This is a genomic window from Sphingobacterium anhuiense, assembly GCF_042686355.1.
Taxonomy (GTDB): Bacteria; Bacteroidota; Bacteroidia; order Sphingobacteriales; family Sphingobacteriaceae; genus Sphingobacterium; species Sphingobacterium anhuiense.
In genome coordinates this window covers 355,167-369,731 of sequence record NZ_JBHUPE010000007.1, presented here as the reverse complement: position 1 = coordinate 369,731, position 14,565 = coordinate 355,167, and the positions used below count along the sequence as shown (strand labels likewise).

The 14,565-nt window shown below is 31.2% G+C and carries 17 protein-coding genes; 11 read left to right on the top strand and 6 right to left on the bottom strand.

What is annotated here, in order from left to right; all coding sequences use genetic code 11:
* Nucleotides 1-154: 154 nt before the first annotated feature.
* Entirely contained in the window at nucleotides 155-1,438 is a 1,284-nt protein-coding gene (gene porK, locus ACFS6I_RS18205) for a T9SS ring complex lipoprotein PorK/GldK (protein WP_380922760.1), read from the top strand.
* 13 nt (nucleotides 1,439-1,451) lie between these two features.
* A complete protein-coding gene (gene porN / locus ACFS6I_RS18200) occupies nucleotides 1,452-2,402 on the top strand; it encodes a type IX secretion system ring subunit PorN/GldN (protein WP_380922758.1) in 951 nt (316 codons plus the stop codon).
* A gap of 72 nt (nucleotides 2,403-2,474) precedes the next feature.
* Here porN and ACFS6I_RS18195 read toward each other — a convergent pair whose 3' ends face one another.
* Complete coding sequence (locus ACFS6I_RS18195) at nucleotides 2,475-3,644, bottom strand: homing endonuclease associated repeat-containing protein (protein WP_380922756.1); 1,170 nt, start codon at nucleotides 3,642-3,644, stop codon at nucleotides 2,475-2,477.
* Nucleotides 3,645-4,098: 454 nt separating this feature from the next.
* Here ACFS6I_RS18195 and ACFS6I_RS18190 point away from each other — a divergent pair, with 454 nt between their 5' ends.
* On the top strand, nucleotides 4,099-4,488 hold the full coding sequence (locus ACFS6I_RS18190; protein WP_132846113.1) for an MmpS family transport accessory protein: 390 nt from the start codon (nucleotides 4,099-4,101) through the stop codon (nucleotides 4,486-4,488).
* A 395-nt stretch (nucleotides 4,489-4,883) separates the two neighbouring features.
* Here ACFS6I_RS18190 and ACFS6I_RS18185 read toward each other — a convergent pair whose 3' ends face one another.
* The 3 genes from ACFS6I_RS18185 to ACFS6I_RS18175 all read right to left on the bottom strand — a co-directional run bounded on the left by ACFS6I_RS18185 (nucleotide 4,884) and on the right by ACFS6I_RS18175 (nucleotide 6,832).
* Complete coding sequence (locus tag ACFS6I_RS18185) at nucleotides 4,884-5,024, bottom strand: ORF6N domain-containing protein (RefSeq protein WP_380923073.1); 141 nt, start codon at nucleotides 5,022-5,024, stop codon at nucleotides 4,884-4,886.
* 128 nt (nucleotides 5,025-5,152) lie between these two features.
* Nucleotides 5,153-5,818, bottom strand: a complete 666-nt coding sequence (locus ACFS6I_RS18180) for a hypothetical protein (RefSeq protein ID WP_380922754.1) — start codon at nucleotides 5,816-5,818, stop codon at nucleotides 5,153-5,155.
* A gap of 381 nt (nucleotides 5,819-6,199) precedes the next feature.
* The gene (locus ACFS6I_RS18175) at nucleotides 6,200-6,832 is read right to left on the bottom strand and encodes a TetR/AcrR family transcriptional regulator (protein WP_380922753.1); all 633 of its coding nucleotides are present in this window, start codon (nucleotides 6,830-6,832) and stop codon (nucleotides 6,200-6,202) included.
* A gap of 1,559 nt (nucleotides 6,833-8,391) precedes the next feature.
* Between ACFS6I_RS18175 and ACFS6I_RS18170 the strand changes: the two genes are divergently transcribed.
* The 8 genes from ACFS6I_RS18170 to ACFS6I_RS18135 all read left to right on the top strand — a co-directional run bounded on the left by ACFS6I_RS18170 (nucleotide 8,392) and on the right by ACFS6I_RS18135 (nucleotide 13,916).
* Complete coding sequence (locus tag ACFS6I_RS18170) at nucleotides 8,392-8,646, top strand: hypothetical protein (RefSeq protein WP_380922751.1); 255 nt, start codon at nucleotides 8,392-8,394, stop codon at nucleotides 8,644-8,646.
* A 65-nt stretch (nucleotides 8,647-8,711) separates the two neighbouring features.
* Entirely contained in the window at nucleotides 8,712-8,969 is a 258-nt protein-coding gene (locus ACFS6I_RS18165; protein WP_380922749.1) for a hypothetical protein, read from the top strand.
* Nucleotides 8,970-9,028: 59 nt separating this feature from the next.
* On the top strand, nucleotides 9,029-9,286 hold the full coding sequence (locus ACFS6I_RS18160; RefSeq protein ID WP_380922747.1) for a hypothetical protein: 258 nt from the start codon (nucleotides 9,029-9,031) through the stop codon (nucleotides 9,284-9,286).
* A gap of 58 nt (nucleotides 9,287-9,344) precedes the next feature.
* The gene (locus ACFS6I_RS18155) at nucleotides 9,345-9,698 is read left to right on the top strand and encodes a hypothetical protein (protein WP_380922745.1); all 354 of its coding nucleotides are present in this window, start codon (nucleotides 9,345-9,347) and stop codon (nucleotides 9,696-9,698) included.
* A gap of 7 nt (nucleotides 9,699-9,705) precedes the next feature.
* Nucleotides 9,706-10,086: a thiol-disulfide oxidoreductase DCC family protein gene (locus tag ACFS6I_RS18150; protein WP_380922743.1), complete on the top strand. Its 381-nt coding sequence runs from the start codon at nucleotides 9,706-9,708 to the stop codon at nucleotides 10,084-10,086.
* Nucleotides 10,087-10,090: 4 nt separating this feature from the next.
* On the top strand, nucleotides 10,091-10,696 hold the full coding sequence (locus ACFS6I_RS18145) for a DUF5819 family protein (RefSeq protein WP_380922741.1): 606 nt from the start codon (nucleotides 10,091-10,093) through the stop codon (nucleotides 10,694-10,696).
* The gene (locus ACFS6I_RS18140; protein WP_380922739.1) at nucleotides 10,696-11,592 is read left to right on the top strand and encodes a hypothetical protein; all 897 of its coding nucleotides are present in this window, start codon (nucleotides 10,696-10,698) and stop codon (nucleotides 11,590-11,592) included. Before ACFS6I_RS18145 ends, ACFS6I_RS18140 begins: the two co-directional genes overlap by 1 nt.
* Nucleotides 11,589-13,916, top strand: coding sequence for a TonB-dependent receptor domain-containing protein (locus tag ACFS6I_RS18135; protein ID WP_380922737.1), 2,328 nt, complete (start codon nucleotides 11,589-11,591; stop codon nucleotides 13,914-13,916). The genes ACFS6I_RS18140 and ACFS6I_RS18135 overlap by 4 nt, the downstream gene beginning before the upstream one ends.
* Nucleotides 13,917-14,226: 310 nt before the next feature.
* Here the strand turns inward: ACFS6I_RS18135 and ACFS6I_RS18130 are convergent, their stop codons facing one another.
* The gene (locus ACFS6I_RS18130; protein ID WP_380922735.1) at nucleotides 14,227-14,337 is read right to left on the bottom strand and encodes a hypothetical protein; all 111 of its coding nucleotides are present in this window, start codon (nucleotides 14,335-14,337) and stop codon (nucleotides 14,227-14,229) included.
* An 80-nt stretch (nucleotides 14,338-14,417) separates the two neighbouring features.
* A complete protein-coding gene (locus tag ACFS6I_RS18125) occupies nucleotides 14,418-14,528 on the bottom strand; it encodes an ORF6N domain-containing protein (protein WP_380923071.1) in 111 nt (36 codons plus the stop codon).
* Nucleotides 14,529-14,565 lie beyond the last annotated feature (37 nt).

The following is a 14,565-nucleotide window of genomic DNA, read 5'->3' as shown; positions in this document are numbered from 1 at the left end:
TATTCTATAAATAATTAACAACCGCAATTATGAAATATCCATGTAGTACAGAATTCACAAATACGAATGCATATAGTTTGGATATTCCATATGACCTATTAAAAATCTAACCGAGCTTGCGAGCTCATGTAATAATTATATGCATATGAATAAAATGAGAAAACACTATCCGACATTTACATTCGGGCTGTTTATTTTAACAGTTTTAGTGTCTATGCAGGCTTGTAAATCAAGCTCATCTATATATAAAGCGCCTAAAGTTGCCGCATTTCGTGCTGGCAAAATGCCAGCGCCTCCGGGAATGGTGTATGTACCTTCTGGAACTATCCTTTTTAAGAGCTCTCTTGACACTGCTGATACAGGTAAAAACGTAAGCTTAAGTGCTTTCTTTATCGACGAAACAGAAGTGACCAATAAACAATACCGTGAATTTATCAACTGGGTAGCGGATTCAATTGCCGTAACAGATTACCTGAATGATGATCAGTACTTTCTAAATACTGGTGAACAGGGAGAGGAAAGAAGAATTGACTGGAAAAAGGTAAAGAAGGCTTCTCCAATTTGGAAAAGCAATGATCCTACTATCCGTGAGCGCTTAGCACCAATGCTCGAAATGAGAGGCTCTCAGCGCACTTTAAATCCAGAGGTGTTACGCTACCGTTTCTCTTATCAAAAGACAAAAGGTAATATTAATAAGGTCTATGTGACCGATACGGTTCCAGTGATGCCGGTAGAAGAAATCTGGTCTTCTGATTTTCCAAATGCACAACTCGCTTCGCTTGATGTCAACTATTTTACACATCAATCTTTTGATTATTACCCAGTAGTGGGTGTAACCTGGAGACAGGCACGTGCTTTTACAGACTGGAGAGGTAAAGAGATCATGGCGACTTTAATGAAAAACTCTTATTTGAGCGGTTACCAATTAACTTTGAGCCTGCCTACTGAAGCGCAATGGCAGTATGCCGCTGAAGGTAAATTGGATCCACGTGATACTTCTTCTACAAAACGCATGACAATCGATGGATCTGAAGGTAAAGAAAAGTTAGCAGTAAACTTTAAGCAGGGCGATGGTACCTATTCTCGTGATGGAGCAACTTTTACGCTTCCCGTGAAGTCTTATACTCCAAATGCTTTTGGAATATATAATATGGCAGGGAATGTTTCTGAATGGACATTGGATGCTTTTAGTCCTTCTGCAATGGTTTTTGTGAACGATTTAAATCCTGCTCTTTTGTATGATGCAGATGAAAAAGATGCGGATGCATTGAAAAGAAAAGTAGTTCGTGGTGGTTCATGGAAAGATAATGGTGAGCAATTGAATACCGATACCCGTAATTATTCGGTGGATTATGAGCCGCACTCTTACATCGGTTTCCGTTGCGTGATGTCGGCATTTGAGATGCCAACAATCCAAAGTAAGACTAGAAAATTTTAAAATATAAATTCAGATGAAGATATTTATAACAATGGCAATGGCTTTAGGATTTGTACCAGTCTTTGCGCAACAAGAAATACCGGATAGTTTGAAATCGCAACAGGTTACAACTGCCGTACAAGGAGACGTTTTAATGGATACCATACCGACAACGGATGGTTTTTATCAGGCCAATAATCTAGAGGATGCAGTTCCTTTCGCATATCCAGAGATTAACATGAAAAATATCCGCTTTTATAAGAGGGTATGGCGTGATATTGATCTGAAAGATGAAAAAAATGCGCTTCTCGCTACTCCTGGAAATTCATTAATGGAAATCATTATGAAATCTATCGAAACAGGTAAATTGTCTCTATATAGTCCTGATGATGATTCTTTTAAAGGTAGAATGAGTGCCAACGAAGGTATGGCCCGTTTTACGGATAGTGTATTGGTTCCAATTTTTGATGATGAGGGAAACCAGATCGATTCAAAGATGACTTTAAATGAATTTGATCCAACCCGCGTAACGAAATTCCGCATTAAAGAAGATATCTTCTTTGATAAACAGCGTAGCCGTTTGGAAAGCCGTATTATCGGCGTTGCTCCGCTAATGAATATTACAACTTCTGCTGAATTAGCGGAATCGGTTGGTTCTAGTCCTGCATTTTGGTTATATTTCCCGCAGTTACGTTACAGTCTGGTTAAAGTGGATATTACAGATCCGGATAAAGGTTTATACGATATGACAATGGATGATTTATTCGTTCAAAAGAAGTATGCAAGTACTATCATCCGTGAATCATCTGCCGGAGCGTTGAAATTGGGTGATGAAGCACAGCAAGCGCAAGATGCACAGCAGATCGAACAAAAGATCGATGCATATAAGAAGAAACTGTGGACAAGTCCTAAAGGGGTGAAAGAAGAAAACTTGGAAGAGTTTATTCCCAATGCTCAGAAACAGAAAAAAATAAAGAAAAAATAAGCGTAGCTTAATATTGCTATCATAAAAAAAGCATTCTCAATTTTTGAGGATGCTTTTTTTTATGTCTTGTCTTTAACGTTGTCTGACATATTTAGGTTTTTTCAATATGTTGCGTAATTCTTCTTCGGTATAGTGGCGTAGACCTACGGTGCTTAATTTAAAACCGCAAACTAGGCGTATGCCGTTCATGCAATGAAAACGCTTTTCATAAACTTCTCTGGAGTATCCTGTCAGTTCTAGCAGCTTACTACGGGGGATACCATTTTCAAAGCCATGTAAGATACTTTCTGTCTTGTAATGCTCGGCCAATTGTTTTTTACTGAGCTTGCAGCGCTCAGGTGTTTTGTTGCTTGGAATTTGGCCGATGGAGTGAATAAAATCATTTAAAGGTTGATTAAGCTTCCAGGTCATAGCTCCTGAAGTTACGCCCATTTTAGCTTCTAGTTCTTTTACAGTGGGCGTTCTTCCTAATTTCTTGGTCAAAAGGAGGTAATGATCTTTTATACTGAATTTCGTTAATGGGATTTTCGTTCCAGCTATATAGCATAGGTTATTCCACCCGAATTTTTCCTTAACGTACCATGCCGAAGGATAGTTTTCCGGTTTTAAACGTTGATAATCTTTTATAAATTTAATACGATGCTTTTTGATCAGTTTTATAACCTTTTCTTTAGCTTCTTCCTCGGTCAGCGTAGTGATCCTGAAGTATGGCGGTAACCCGACATATTCCAATACATCAGCCCAAGTGCTGACATTGAAATGGGTCAAATAAGATCGATCATTATAAAGCCCATTACTTTTTAGACATTCTGAGATCGCAGGCGACCGCTGGTGCTTGATGTAATAACGGACTAAGGAGTTTTTTAGTTTCCCTTTCGAAGGGATACGTCTGTCATTTGCATCGTATCCTGCTGCAATGATAAATTTATTCCAGGATCCGAAATACTTGTGGATACTTCCTGATTTTGAAGAAAATTCTCTACGCATGGGTATGCGCTTATTCGTTTGATAGAAATCATGTAATTGGGCAAATAGTTCAGCTTTGACGATTGCTTCTGTTTTTTGGATATGAGGCTGTAGTCCTGCAGCTGCAATAAAATTGTTCCAGGTACCGAAATAGCGTCGGGCTATGGTATTGATATGTTCCATTTCACGGCGAACAGGCGTTCTGCCAGTTTTATTGTAAAACTCTTTTACGATCGAAAATGCATTTGCAATGATTGCTTCTTGTGTAGGATTCAAATCGTCTAAAAATATTAGTTGTTAGAATTGGAAGATAATTGTAAATATTAAAGATAATATTTTTCTTTATTAAAATGAAATGTTGCTGTGAAATGGTTAGAAGGTTAGATAGTTAAAAAGTTAGTTGGTTACTCTAAAGTAATTAGATATTAGTATTTAGTAATTAGGCAAGGTAGACTTTTCCGTTACGGCAAAGTTGAGATAACTAAAAGGTGAGATGGTTAGAAGATTACGAGATGCTTTGGCAGGAATGCCACCAAACTGCGTTTTTTTTAAACACTTTTTTTGGAGGTTTGCGCAAAGGCGATATTAACGATTATCTAACGACAGGATATTTCCCTTATCATCCCTACTGTAGTGGATCAGTAATCTTAACAGCTAAATATGACTTTAAAAAGATAGTAAAATCTCCTAGGCACGAAAATTGTAAAAGCCTAGATTTAAAATTAAATATATGAAAAATCTTAAAAATTTATTTTTGCTAACGCTATTGGTTGGTGCTACAACATTTTCTTTAACAGGCTGTAGTGATAAAGATGATCCTGCTCCAGAAGGTGGGAAAGCGAAAGTTCAGTACAAGCTGGTTGCTTCAGAGGGAGTTAATATTTCAACAATTGTCTATTATTCTGATAATTCTGTTGTGACTAAAACAGGTGATTTTGGTTCTACATGGACAAGCGAAATTGTGACAAACAATGAAGAAACTACGATGATCAGTGCAAATGCTGTTGGACCATCTGACCAATCTACTTTAAAAGCGCAGATATTAATTGATGGAAAAGTGGTCAAAGAAAACCCAGTGTCAACAGGGAAGATATTGACAACTAATGTATCATTGAAATAAATTTCGCACAAAAACTATTATTCACCTTATCTAAGGTATAATAAGTTTGATATAGTATGATAATAAGAAGACCGAATGTTTCACCCATTTGGTCTTCTTTATGTTAGGGTATTCAATTTCGATACTTGTATGTTAAAAAAATGCTTAAAAACTTTTCTCCCATGCCTAAAAAATTTCTTTTTTATTACAGTTATGAAAGTTCATGCTATTATGTTCAGCTAAATGTTATCTTATTTTAGCAAAAATTATTATGATTTATATACTTACCTGAATTGATTGTTCATTGTTCATTACGCTAGATAAAATAAGAACACCCAATTCAGTAAATACATTTTGGTGCAGATCTTCTTCCTCCCCAACTTACTGTCGCATTTTGCGACTTCAAGTTCAAATTCTTAAATAATTAATGTGCACATGAAATCCTCAATGAATCTGATTAAGTTGAACCGTACATATTCATTTAATCTTTTCTTTTCAACCCCATGTAATTCTGTGAGATCCCTATCCAGCATTACTTCATGCCCAAGGAATAAAATATATCGCCTTTCGCATATTACGCGAACCTTATTCCCTCACTTTCCTTTCCCACATCTGCGACAGGTAATCCTATAACTGGCGTTCGCAAGTTTTGAACAGGTAGGAATGTTATCATACTGCGTTTTTTTTAAATACTATTTTTTAGTTTTGATTTTTTTTCGATGTTGGCGCTAGGGCGATAGTAAAGATTATCTAACGACAGGATATTTCCATTTTCATCCCTACTGTAGTAGATCACCATTTTTAGTAGGTATACCCTCGGGCTTCCTGCCTGCAGTGCGGGCCTCCAAACGCAGGCGTTTTTTTTTATAGCATGTAGTATGACTCCGTGGCCAGGGTTAGGGGTATTTGGTTCTCTGCTTGTTAAAGCAGCGATCCAACCATTCTGGAATATAAGAAATTGAACACTGATTGAGTCAGATTTTAGCCCTATATTGGGTTTAACTGCAGGCAGGCCCATTGTTGTAGCTAATTGCTGGAGGTAAACTTTTATTCCCTTATTTGGTGCGGGTGGTATCGTTGTGATTGTAAAAACACCCTCCTCCTCTTCAGGATCAATATTTAAAACATAACAGGGAGAAATCGAATCAATAATTAAAGGTCTTATAGAACGCTTCTTTTTCGTCTCAGTGGGGCGAGTGGAGAAAACTATACTCTTGGGTTGTTTAGCCTGTGGTAATGCCCGCAATCTGGATACATCCATTTTAATGACAGATGGAGCGACTGGGCTGTTGGATTGTCTAGCCTGTGGTAAAGCTGGTAATCCAAATTGCATCAAAAGTAAAAGTAGCAAATAGCCACGTATGGCAAACCTGTTGCACAGTGATTCTCTTTTCAAAATTGTAGGACGATCGTTAATTTTAGCAGTTTACAATAAAATTAAATTAAAAAAAATTATCTGTAATCTGTTGATATATTCTTGTGCTTCTTTAAGATAACTATCTTTCCTAAATTACATACAATCACCCCAATTTAAATGATTTCCACAATTTTAAATGGTGCATTTAACGAGCTTGGTGAATATTTTTATTAATGTATTTTATGTAATGCTTAAATAGAACTCAAATAAAAAGGATTCAGTAATAAAGGAGGCTCTCTATTAAATAAAAAATAAGTGGTTTATATCTTATCTTTTTGATATGCTAGAATTATAATTTAAACATACTTTCTAAAACTATACTTCATTATATAGTAAATCTATTATATTTTGAATGGCCTTTTTTATTCTTTTTGATCCATCAGATTTCGATATATCTATTTCGCAAAAATTTCCTCCTGTAGAATTGGAATGGAGAGATAAATAATATACCCCTGCTAGTAAAATGGAATAACAAGCACGTAAGTCTACTTCAGAATTCTCAAAGAAATAATCTGTTCTTTGAAATAGTTCTTTTCCTAATAATTCTCTTTCAAGGCTCAATTTTTTAAAATTATCATTACTTTCAGAAATTTCCCAAAGCAATATTTTTCTAGTGTCCTCTTGATGTTGTAGATATTCAAATAAATTAATTAAAGAACTAGATGCTATATTTTTTCCATGATCATTAAAAATGGTATTTATGTTTTCAAATACTCTTTCATTATGTCTAGTCCAAAAATCTCTTTCTCTAAAGTATCTACTAATAAGCCCATCAAAATTTCCAAAATATCTATAAATTAATTTTTTATCCACCCCAGCTAATTTAACAACTTTGCGCATATTCAATCCTGAATAGCCTTCTTCTTTTATAAGATCTCCTACTGCATTTATTAGTTTCTCTTCTGTTCTTTTTCTGTTTCGTATTTCACCATCTACTACTTTTCTCATCTAGTCTTATTTATTCTTAAAATAGTTTCTAAAGTATAATCAAATTGCTCCCTAATGTGTAATGAGGATAAACTCATTCTAATTCTAGCATCACTTTTAGCAACAGCTAGGTAGAAGATCGGGTTTGTATAATTTCCTTGTTCCATAAGTTCCTTGTTAAACTTTTATGTTTGAACCGTATTTCGAATTTTTATTGGAAATATTGCAGATTCCCCATTGCTAAAATTTACATTTAACTTATTTAAGCCTTTATTAAAATAGTGAATATTAATTTTTAATAATTCTAACCAAATTGGCTCTTCATCTATAAGTTCAATCGCTTAACGATATTCTGATAAATATATACAACAAAACTATTTTCTAGCCAACCAAAAAATCTGAGATTTTTTCCTCTAATAATTTATGATAGTCAGAAAAAACACCAATAAGTGGAGAGGCTCCTGCTCCATGTTTTACTATACCTTTAATTGCAACGTGTTTTATTTTTGAATGGTGAGTTAATCATAAGTAATCATTTGAAACATAACTTGTAAATTCTTTTACACACTTACTATCTAATATCATTTGTGATTAACAACCACCTTTTGCAATAATTCTATGACTTTCGTGATTATCATATCCTATATGTTTGAGATATTTTGAAAATAAATTTGACCAGCCATTTATATCAAGATAAGGAATGTTCTCAAAGTCTCTAAAAGATTTCTCATAAAATTTCATAATTCCTTTATCATTAAATACATATCAATTAAGTTAAGTTGTTGTTCCTTGTGTGCAATATAATTTAAATAAATAATTTTACAAATAATATTAGTATTATTTATTGAACATTTTTTATGCTATTTATTTTTCTTCTTGAAATTGCAAAATTTAGCATTCACAATTGATTAATAGGTGCAACTTAAAAAGCTGGTCTTAAATTAGTATTTAGAGTTGCTATATTTTAGTGGAAATTAAGTTAAGAGAAACAAAAAAGTATGCATAAGAATTCTAGTTTATAATTGTTGAATTGGTAATAAACGAACACGTCTGATTGATTTAGCAAATTAATTAGATATTAAATCATCATTATTATTCAGATTTTAAAAGAGTATTTTGAAAAAGCAAGCTTCCATCTTCATCAGTCCCATTAATCAATTTACCTTGAGGTAAGGTATGTAGTGGAGTTTAACTTTCTTGAATTTTAGGAATTTCCGACTGGTCTGACTTTTAATCCACTTAAATCTTCTTAGCTCTCCCTTTTAATAATCTAGCCCTTCTATTTTATAACTATTGCTAAATATCTTTTTATGTAATTTTAGTCTTGATAATTAGTGTTTTAACTCTAATTATTCGCTATAGTTACACAAATTATTTTCTTATCATAAGACAATATCCTTTTATAATGTTCATTAACACTAGGGTATAAGATGGTGCCCATATATTTGTTATGAAAAAAAATGGATTGTCATGGGAAAGTCATTACTAATTATTTCTTTTAAGAATATAAATATGTCACCATTTATATTAAAAAAATGCTTTACCTTTAAAATATTATAAATTACTTAAATATAAAAATTATGAAAAAAACTATTTTAGGAGTGGGTGCTATGGCATTTTTTTTAGGTTCAATATTTATGGCTAATGCTAATCAAAATTATTCAGTAAAAGCAGATACCAAAGACATATCAGTAATCTCACTCCCATTGACTAGTAATCTTTATAATGATGATGATGATGATAATGATGTTCCAGAAACTCGCTCGACTTCAACTGCTGATGTCACAACAAAAGTAAGGATGACTACAGGCTCTAAATCGCTAGCAAATTTATAGTTACTTTTCTTTTAGTGAAAAAACATACACCTTTATTTGTTCTAAATTACTTAAATATAAAAATTATGAAAAAAGCATTTTTTGGAATCGGAGCCATGACTCTTGTTTTAGGTTCGGTATTTATGGCCAACGCAAATCAAACCTATTCAGTAAAAGTTGATCCAACAGCAGTATCAATAATCTCTCTGCCATTGACTAGTAATCTTTATGACAATGATGATAATGATGAATATTCACCAGAGCCGGGGACAACTACGACTACAACCACTACGAGAACCACAACGAAAAGAACTACAACTACGCAATCATTAGCCAGTTTGTAATCGTTCAATTACTTTAAAATACACTTTTATTTATTATAAATAACTTAAATATAAAAATTATGAAAAAAGCAATTTTTGGAATTTCAGCTATGGCTCTTGTTTTAGGCTCTGTATTTATGGCTAACGCTAATCAAACTTATTCAGTAAAAGCTGATCCAACAGTAACATCATTAATCTCACTCCCATTGACTAGTAATCTTTATGATAATGATGATGATGATAATGATACATCAGAACCTGGAACAACTACGACTACGACTACTACGAGGACGACAACGAAAAGAACTACAACGACTCAATCATTAGCTAGTTTATAATCGTTCAATTACCGTATTGAGCCTATAATTAATATTATAGGCTCAATTTATTTTTATTATGAAACAGCAAATAAAATTTATATATATCTTAATTGGACTTTTAGTGTCGTGCATAGATAGGCCCGCTCAAAATAATCATCAGAAAGATTTTCACTTTACTTATGAAGTAAATTTAGAATTACCAGAAAAAAAAGATAAAAAAATTAAAGTATTTCTAGACAGTATTTTTCCAAACGCTTTTTCTAATACAAAGGAGCAAATTATATATCAAACAAAGGATTTTTGTAAAGAAGAATTTAAACCTGAAATAATTAAATCAAAGCGTACGTTGCATATTAAATATATGTATAATGAAGAAGATCGCTGCCTTAAAACATTAAAATCTATAGTAGCAAAAATATCTAAAATATAAACTAATTATGTATTATATCCTTTTTGATGGCGTTTGTGGTTTTTGCAATAAAAGTATGATTTGGATCGCAAAAAAAGATTATCAAGATAAATTTTATTTTATTTCATATCAATCTATGAAGGGCAAAGAGCTTATGGAGCAGTACGATCTAAGCACTGCTTCTATATCGCTTATAAAACAGCAAAAAGTGTATGTAAAAAGTGATGCAGTAATAGAAATACTTAGGCAAATAAAGAAACCCTTTTGTTATTTCACTTTTATCAAAATAATTCCATCATTCATAAGAAATTTTTTATATGACTTAATTGCTAGAAATCGTTTACACATTTCAAAACAAATAAACTATTGTGAGATTCCTGCGAAAGACATCAAAAGAAAATTTCTGTAATAGTATGAAAAAAGCATCGTTTTTTATAATTAGGATTGCGTTAATTATCCACTTATCTATAATTGGCTTGTATTTATCACAAAATTATATAAAGGGAATTATAAATCCTAAATTTTCTAATAAATATGTTGAGCCTATTTTTGAACAAAATTGGGGAATGTTTTCTAACGTACCTACAGGGAATATAAACTGTCTTATTAGATTTAGTAATAAAACTGACACTACAAGTTGGTACAACATAACCACCCCTCTATATGAAAGAAATGCTTTTTTATTATCGATAGATCAAAGACTTTCAAAATATTTAGATGGGGTATCAAATGAAATTATCGCTAAACACAGTACTGCAATAATAAATTCTAAAGATATTAAAGACTCAACTAAAAGAGTAACATATATTGATAATTATATAAAGAATAGCTTTTGTTTTAAATCTTTAATAAATTATAGTAAAAATATATATTACACTACGACGAAACATAAAGAAAACAGTGATAAAGTTCAGATTATGTTCATATATGAACCCATTCAACCCTACGACAAAAGAGAAAAGGCATACAGTGAAGAAGTTAAACAAATTATTTTGCCTCCAACTTATCTTTTTAAATAATGTATAAATACAGTTTAGGCACAACTATAACAAGGGTTATTATTGGCTTCCTTCTATTAAAAGATTTTTCAGTTTATTTACTATTTAGGGAAAAGCTATTTGGAAATATGTCCATTGTGCCCCAAGATATGTATACATCTATCCTGAAATGGTACAATATCTCTTTTTTGGAAATAAATTTCAGGAACGATTTATTGTTAACGTCAGTATTATTGACTTCCATTTTAGCTACATTTTTTTTTATTTTAGGTAAATATAAGACTATATCTGGCTTTTATATTTTCTATATACTTCTTCATTTAAAATTTAAAAATGTATATATACTCGATGGAGCGGATACAGTGATATCTGTACTCTTGCCTTTTTTAAGCTTATCCTATTCTAATCCCATATTTGGATTAAAAATGAGCAAATTTAATCTCGGATATAGATTAAATTATTTAAGGAGAATAGTACAATTAAACTGCTTACTAGGATTAAAGGTACAATTTGCCATAATCTACTTCTTTGCCGCATTAGATAAAATATTTAGCCCGGCTTGGCAGAAAGGTATTGCTTTATACTATGCTTTACAACTAAAAGATTTTTTAATTAGTGACATAAGTTTAGTGATTGCAAAAAATACCTTTTTAGTTAAGTTAGGAACATATGTAACTATTATATGGGAAATTCTTTTCCCTGTTCTAATTTGGTCTAGAAAATATAAAAAATGCATTATTATAATAAGTGTTATAATGCATTTAGGTATTTTATTCCTAATGAGGATTGATAATTATTCCATTTTAATGATTTCAGTTTACCCTATTTATCTCACAAATAATGAGATTTATTCCATTAAGAATACATTAAACTTTCGATTCTCAAAATTTTTTAATTTCCAAAAAGAACTACAATGAAAATTAGATTACTATTAGCATTAATTTTCAGTATTCATTCTTTTGAGATATTTTCTCAGCATTACAATATATTCAAGGGAATAATCCTTTCTGATAAAAATATTCCGTTGAATGGAGCAATCATTGAATTGTCTCCCGAAATTAAAACAACAACGAATAAAGATGGATCTTTTTACATTAATAATAATAATAAATACTCGAATAAAACCATTAAAATATCTTATATCGGATATATCGATTCATTAATAAACATCAGTAAATTAACAAAGACAGATAGCATTCTTGATATTGGAATTATAAGGTTAAAATACAAACAAATTTATATTGATACGGTTAGTGTAGAAAGAAATAGTATTACTTTTAAACGGGAGGCTGGAAAGATAACTATGAATTTAAATGATGCTATAACTCTGCCCGGGCAATCTGTAATGGACTTATTTAGAATCACGCCATTTATTAATATAGATATAAAAGAAAATATAAAAATAATAGGAAAAAGTGGTCTACAGCTTATGATAAATGGAAATTTAGAAAAAATGTCTTCCTCAGAGGTCCAAAATTTCATTAAAACATTATCTGTCGAAGATATTAAGAAAATAGAATTCATCACGTCACCATCATCTAAATTTGACGCTGAAGGAAATGCAGGAATTATAAATATAATATTTAAAGAAAAAATAAAAGGTCATAAAACTTCATTCAGAAGTAATTATACCCAAGGAAAGACTAGTTCTTACACATTAAATGGTAGTTTTAATTATGACAATAATAATTTTTCGTATTATTTGCTGCCTTACTATATGAATAATAAATCAATTGATTATACGAAGGAAAAAAGATCTCATAATAATCTCACGGTATTAGATGATTTAGAGCAACTAGTTGATCCTAAGGTATATAGTTTGAAAACGGGTCTTCGCTACACAAAAAACCTAAGTACATTTCATGCTTCACTGAATGGTAGTTATTTTGATGAGAGAATTAATCAAAACAATTCCTCATTGACAAAGAATTATTCCCTTAATGGATTAAACGTTAGCAAAAATTTTTTTAGTTCATTATCTGGCACCATACACTACACTTTGGACATAGATAGCATTAAAAAAGAGAATTTAAAGTTATCCATAAATAAAAGCAAATTTTCTGATAATCCTACTTCTTACAATTCTTATATATACAAATTTCCGCTATATGAGATTAATGAAAATAAAACTATAAAAACTCCTTATGCTATTCACGTTACTTCGTTTAATATAAACTATTCGAAATTACTTCTTTCTAAAATAGAATTTGAAACAGGTATAAAAGCCAATTTCATGAAATCCAATAGTGAAACAACGATCATAAAGCCCGACGATTATTCTAATAATATATTTAATTTTACTGAAAATATAGGGGCTGCTTATTTTTCCTTTAATACTAACATTACACCTAAATTAGATATCCAAGCTGGTATTAGGTCAGAGTTAACGTCAATTAATAATATATTTAATGATAGTCTTTATCTAAATATCTTCCCAAATATTAACACTAACTATTTATTTAATGATAAGTTGTCTATGTATTTTTCTTACGGAAAAAGAATAAATAGACCAAATTATAACAACCTTAATCCTTACGTTTTTGAAATTACACCTAATTACTTTTTAAAAGGGAATCCTTTATTAAAACCTGAAATAAGTGATAATTATGAAGTAGGAGTATCATTCAAGAGTAAATTCAATATAACTTATTACAACTCATTTACAAATGATTTTATTCTTGATTTTCCTATAATTCAAGATAGTGCGACGGTAATATTTAAAAAAAATTCAGGAACTCAGCAAACCCAAACACTTTCATTTATAGCCCCTATAAAAATAAATAGATTTCTTACTACAAACTTGTACTTAGGCTTAAGTTATTCTAGTTATAATCTACGTGAGAACAACATAAATAGTGACAACAAGAATTATAATTTCAATATTAATAACCTTGTAAAAATAAGTAATAACTTAAATACGAATTTTTCATTTTCATACAATTCTCCGACAAATAATGGTATTTATTCCACGAGTAAATATTATTGGTGTTACTTTTCTACTAATTACTCTTTTGGAAAAGACAAAGCATTTAAAACTAGCATATCACTAGATGACGTATTTAGAACATTTAAACAAGAAATAAATAGTAATTATATGCAACAGGAGATAACAACAAATTATTATAGAGATAGCCGACGATTTGGAATAAGTTTATCTTATACAATAAAAAAAGGAAAGCAAAAAACTACACAAAGAATGAAAGAACCAAATGAAGAAGAACAATTAAGGAGTAGTAAATAATAAAAAAAATATCCCTAAATCTTGTGCAATATTGTAGTCTTTCCATTTTGGCAGACTTCCCTATTTTTGAAGCCTTCCCTGTTTAATGGTAAGGCTTCACTCTCAAAGAAATTATAAAGTGTTTAGTAAATTTGACAATTTACTAAACACTTTATAATTAATGAATTAATTGGTTTTTTTAATTTGTATAGTTTTTTGTGTTCATAACGATCAAGAATTTTATATTCACTCATTTCCGTTACCTCGTATCGGTAATAAACCAATAATTGGACGCTCACCATCACCGTTGAATTGTCGTTGTGAAGACAGGTCAGTCTACCATGTCGCTTTTTAACACGGAAGATAGCATTGCGACTCCCTGTTCAGTGAACATCATTGGCAAATATCGACTACCACCTCTATTATCTGTTTTTGAGGTCACAAATTGTGACCTCAAAAGTTCAAATTCATTTTCTAATAACTAAACATAAATTCCTAACGGAATCAATTTCACAATAAATTTCAAGCAATTAAAATTAAATCATCAGGGAAACGGGGTATATTTTTTCGCACGTCCTGTTTTAAGACCTTAGTTCCAATGCCATATAATTTTTCGAGATCACTATCAAGCATTACTTTATGCCCTCGAAATACATATATTTTATTCATG

What these genes read in the sequence shown, in the direction of transcription:
- porN (WP_380922758.1), top strand. Translation starts at nt 1,452, where the DNA reads ATGAAGATATTTATAACAATGGCAATGGCTTTAGGATTTGTACCAGTC.
- ACFS6I_RS18135 (WP_380922737.1), top strand. Translation starts at nt 11,589, where the DNA reads ATGAAAATTAGATTACTATTAGCATTAATTTTCAGTATTCATTCTTTT.
- ACFS6I_RS18140 (WP_380922739.1), top strand. Translation starts at nt 10,696, where the DNA reads ATGTATAAATACAGTTTAGGCACAACTATAACAAGGGTTATTATTGGC.
- ACFS6I_RS18165 (WP_380922749.1), top strand. Translation starts at nt 8,712, where the DNA reads ATGAAAAAAGCATTTTTTGGAATCGGAGCCATGACTCTTGTTTTAGGT.
- ACFS6I_RS18150 (WP_380922743.1), top strand. Translation starts at nt 9,706, where the DNA reads ATGTATTATATCCTTTTTGATGGCGTTTGTGGTTTTTGCAATAAAAGT.
- ACFS6I_RS18160 (WP_380922747.1), top strand. Translation starts at nt 9,029, where the DNA reads ATGAAAAAAGCAATTTTTGGAATTTCAGCTATGGCTCTTGTTTTAGGC.
- ACFS6I_RS18190 (WP_132846113.1), top strand. Translation starts at nt 4,099, where the DNA reads ATGAAAAATCTTAAAAATTTATTTTTGCTAACGCTATTGGTTGGTGCT.
- ACFS6I_RS18155 (WP_380922745.1), top strand. Translation starts at nt 9,345, where the DNA reads ATGAAACAGCAAATAAAATTTATATATATCTTAATTGGACTTTTAGTG.
- ACFS6I_RS18170 (WP_380922751.1), top strand. Translation starts at nt 8,392, where the DNA reads ATGAAAAAAACTATTTTAGGAGTGGGTGCTATGGCATTTTTTTTAGGT.
- ACFS6I_RS18125 (WP_380923071.1), bottom strand. Translation starts at nt 14,528, where the DNA reads ATGCTTGATAGTGATCTCGAAAAATTATATGGCATTGGAACTAAGGTC.
- ACFS6I_RS18145 (WP_380922741.1), top strand. Translation starts at nt 10,091, where the DNA reads ATGAAAAAAGCATCGTTTTTTATAATTAGGATTGCGTTAATTATCCAC.
- porK (WP_380922760.1), top strand. Translation starts at nt 155, where the DNA reads ATGAGAAAACACTATCCGACATTTACATTCGGGCTGTTTATTTTAACA.
- ACFS6I_RS18175 (WP_380922753.1), bottom strand. Translation starts at nt 6,832, where the DNA reads ATGAGAAAAGTAGTAGATGGTGAAATACGAAACAGAAAAAGAACAGAA.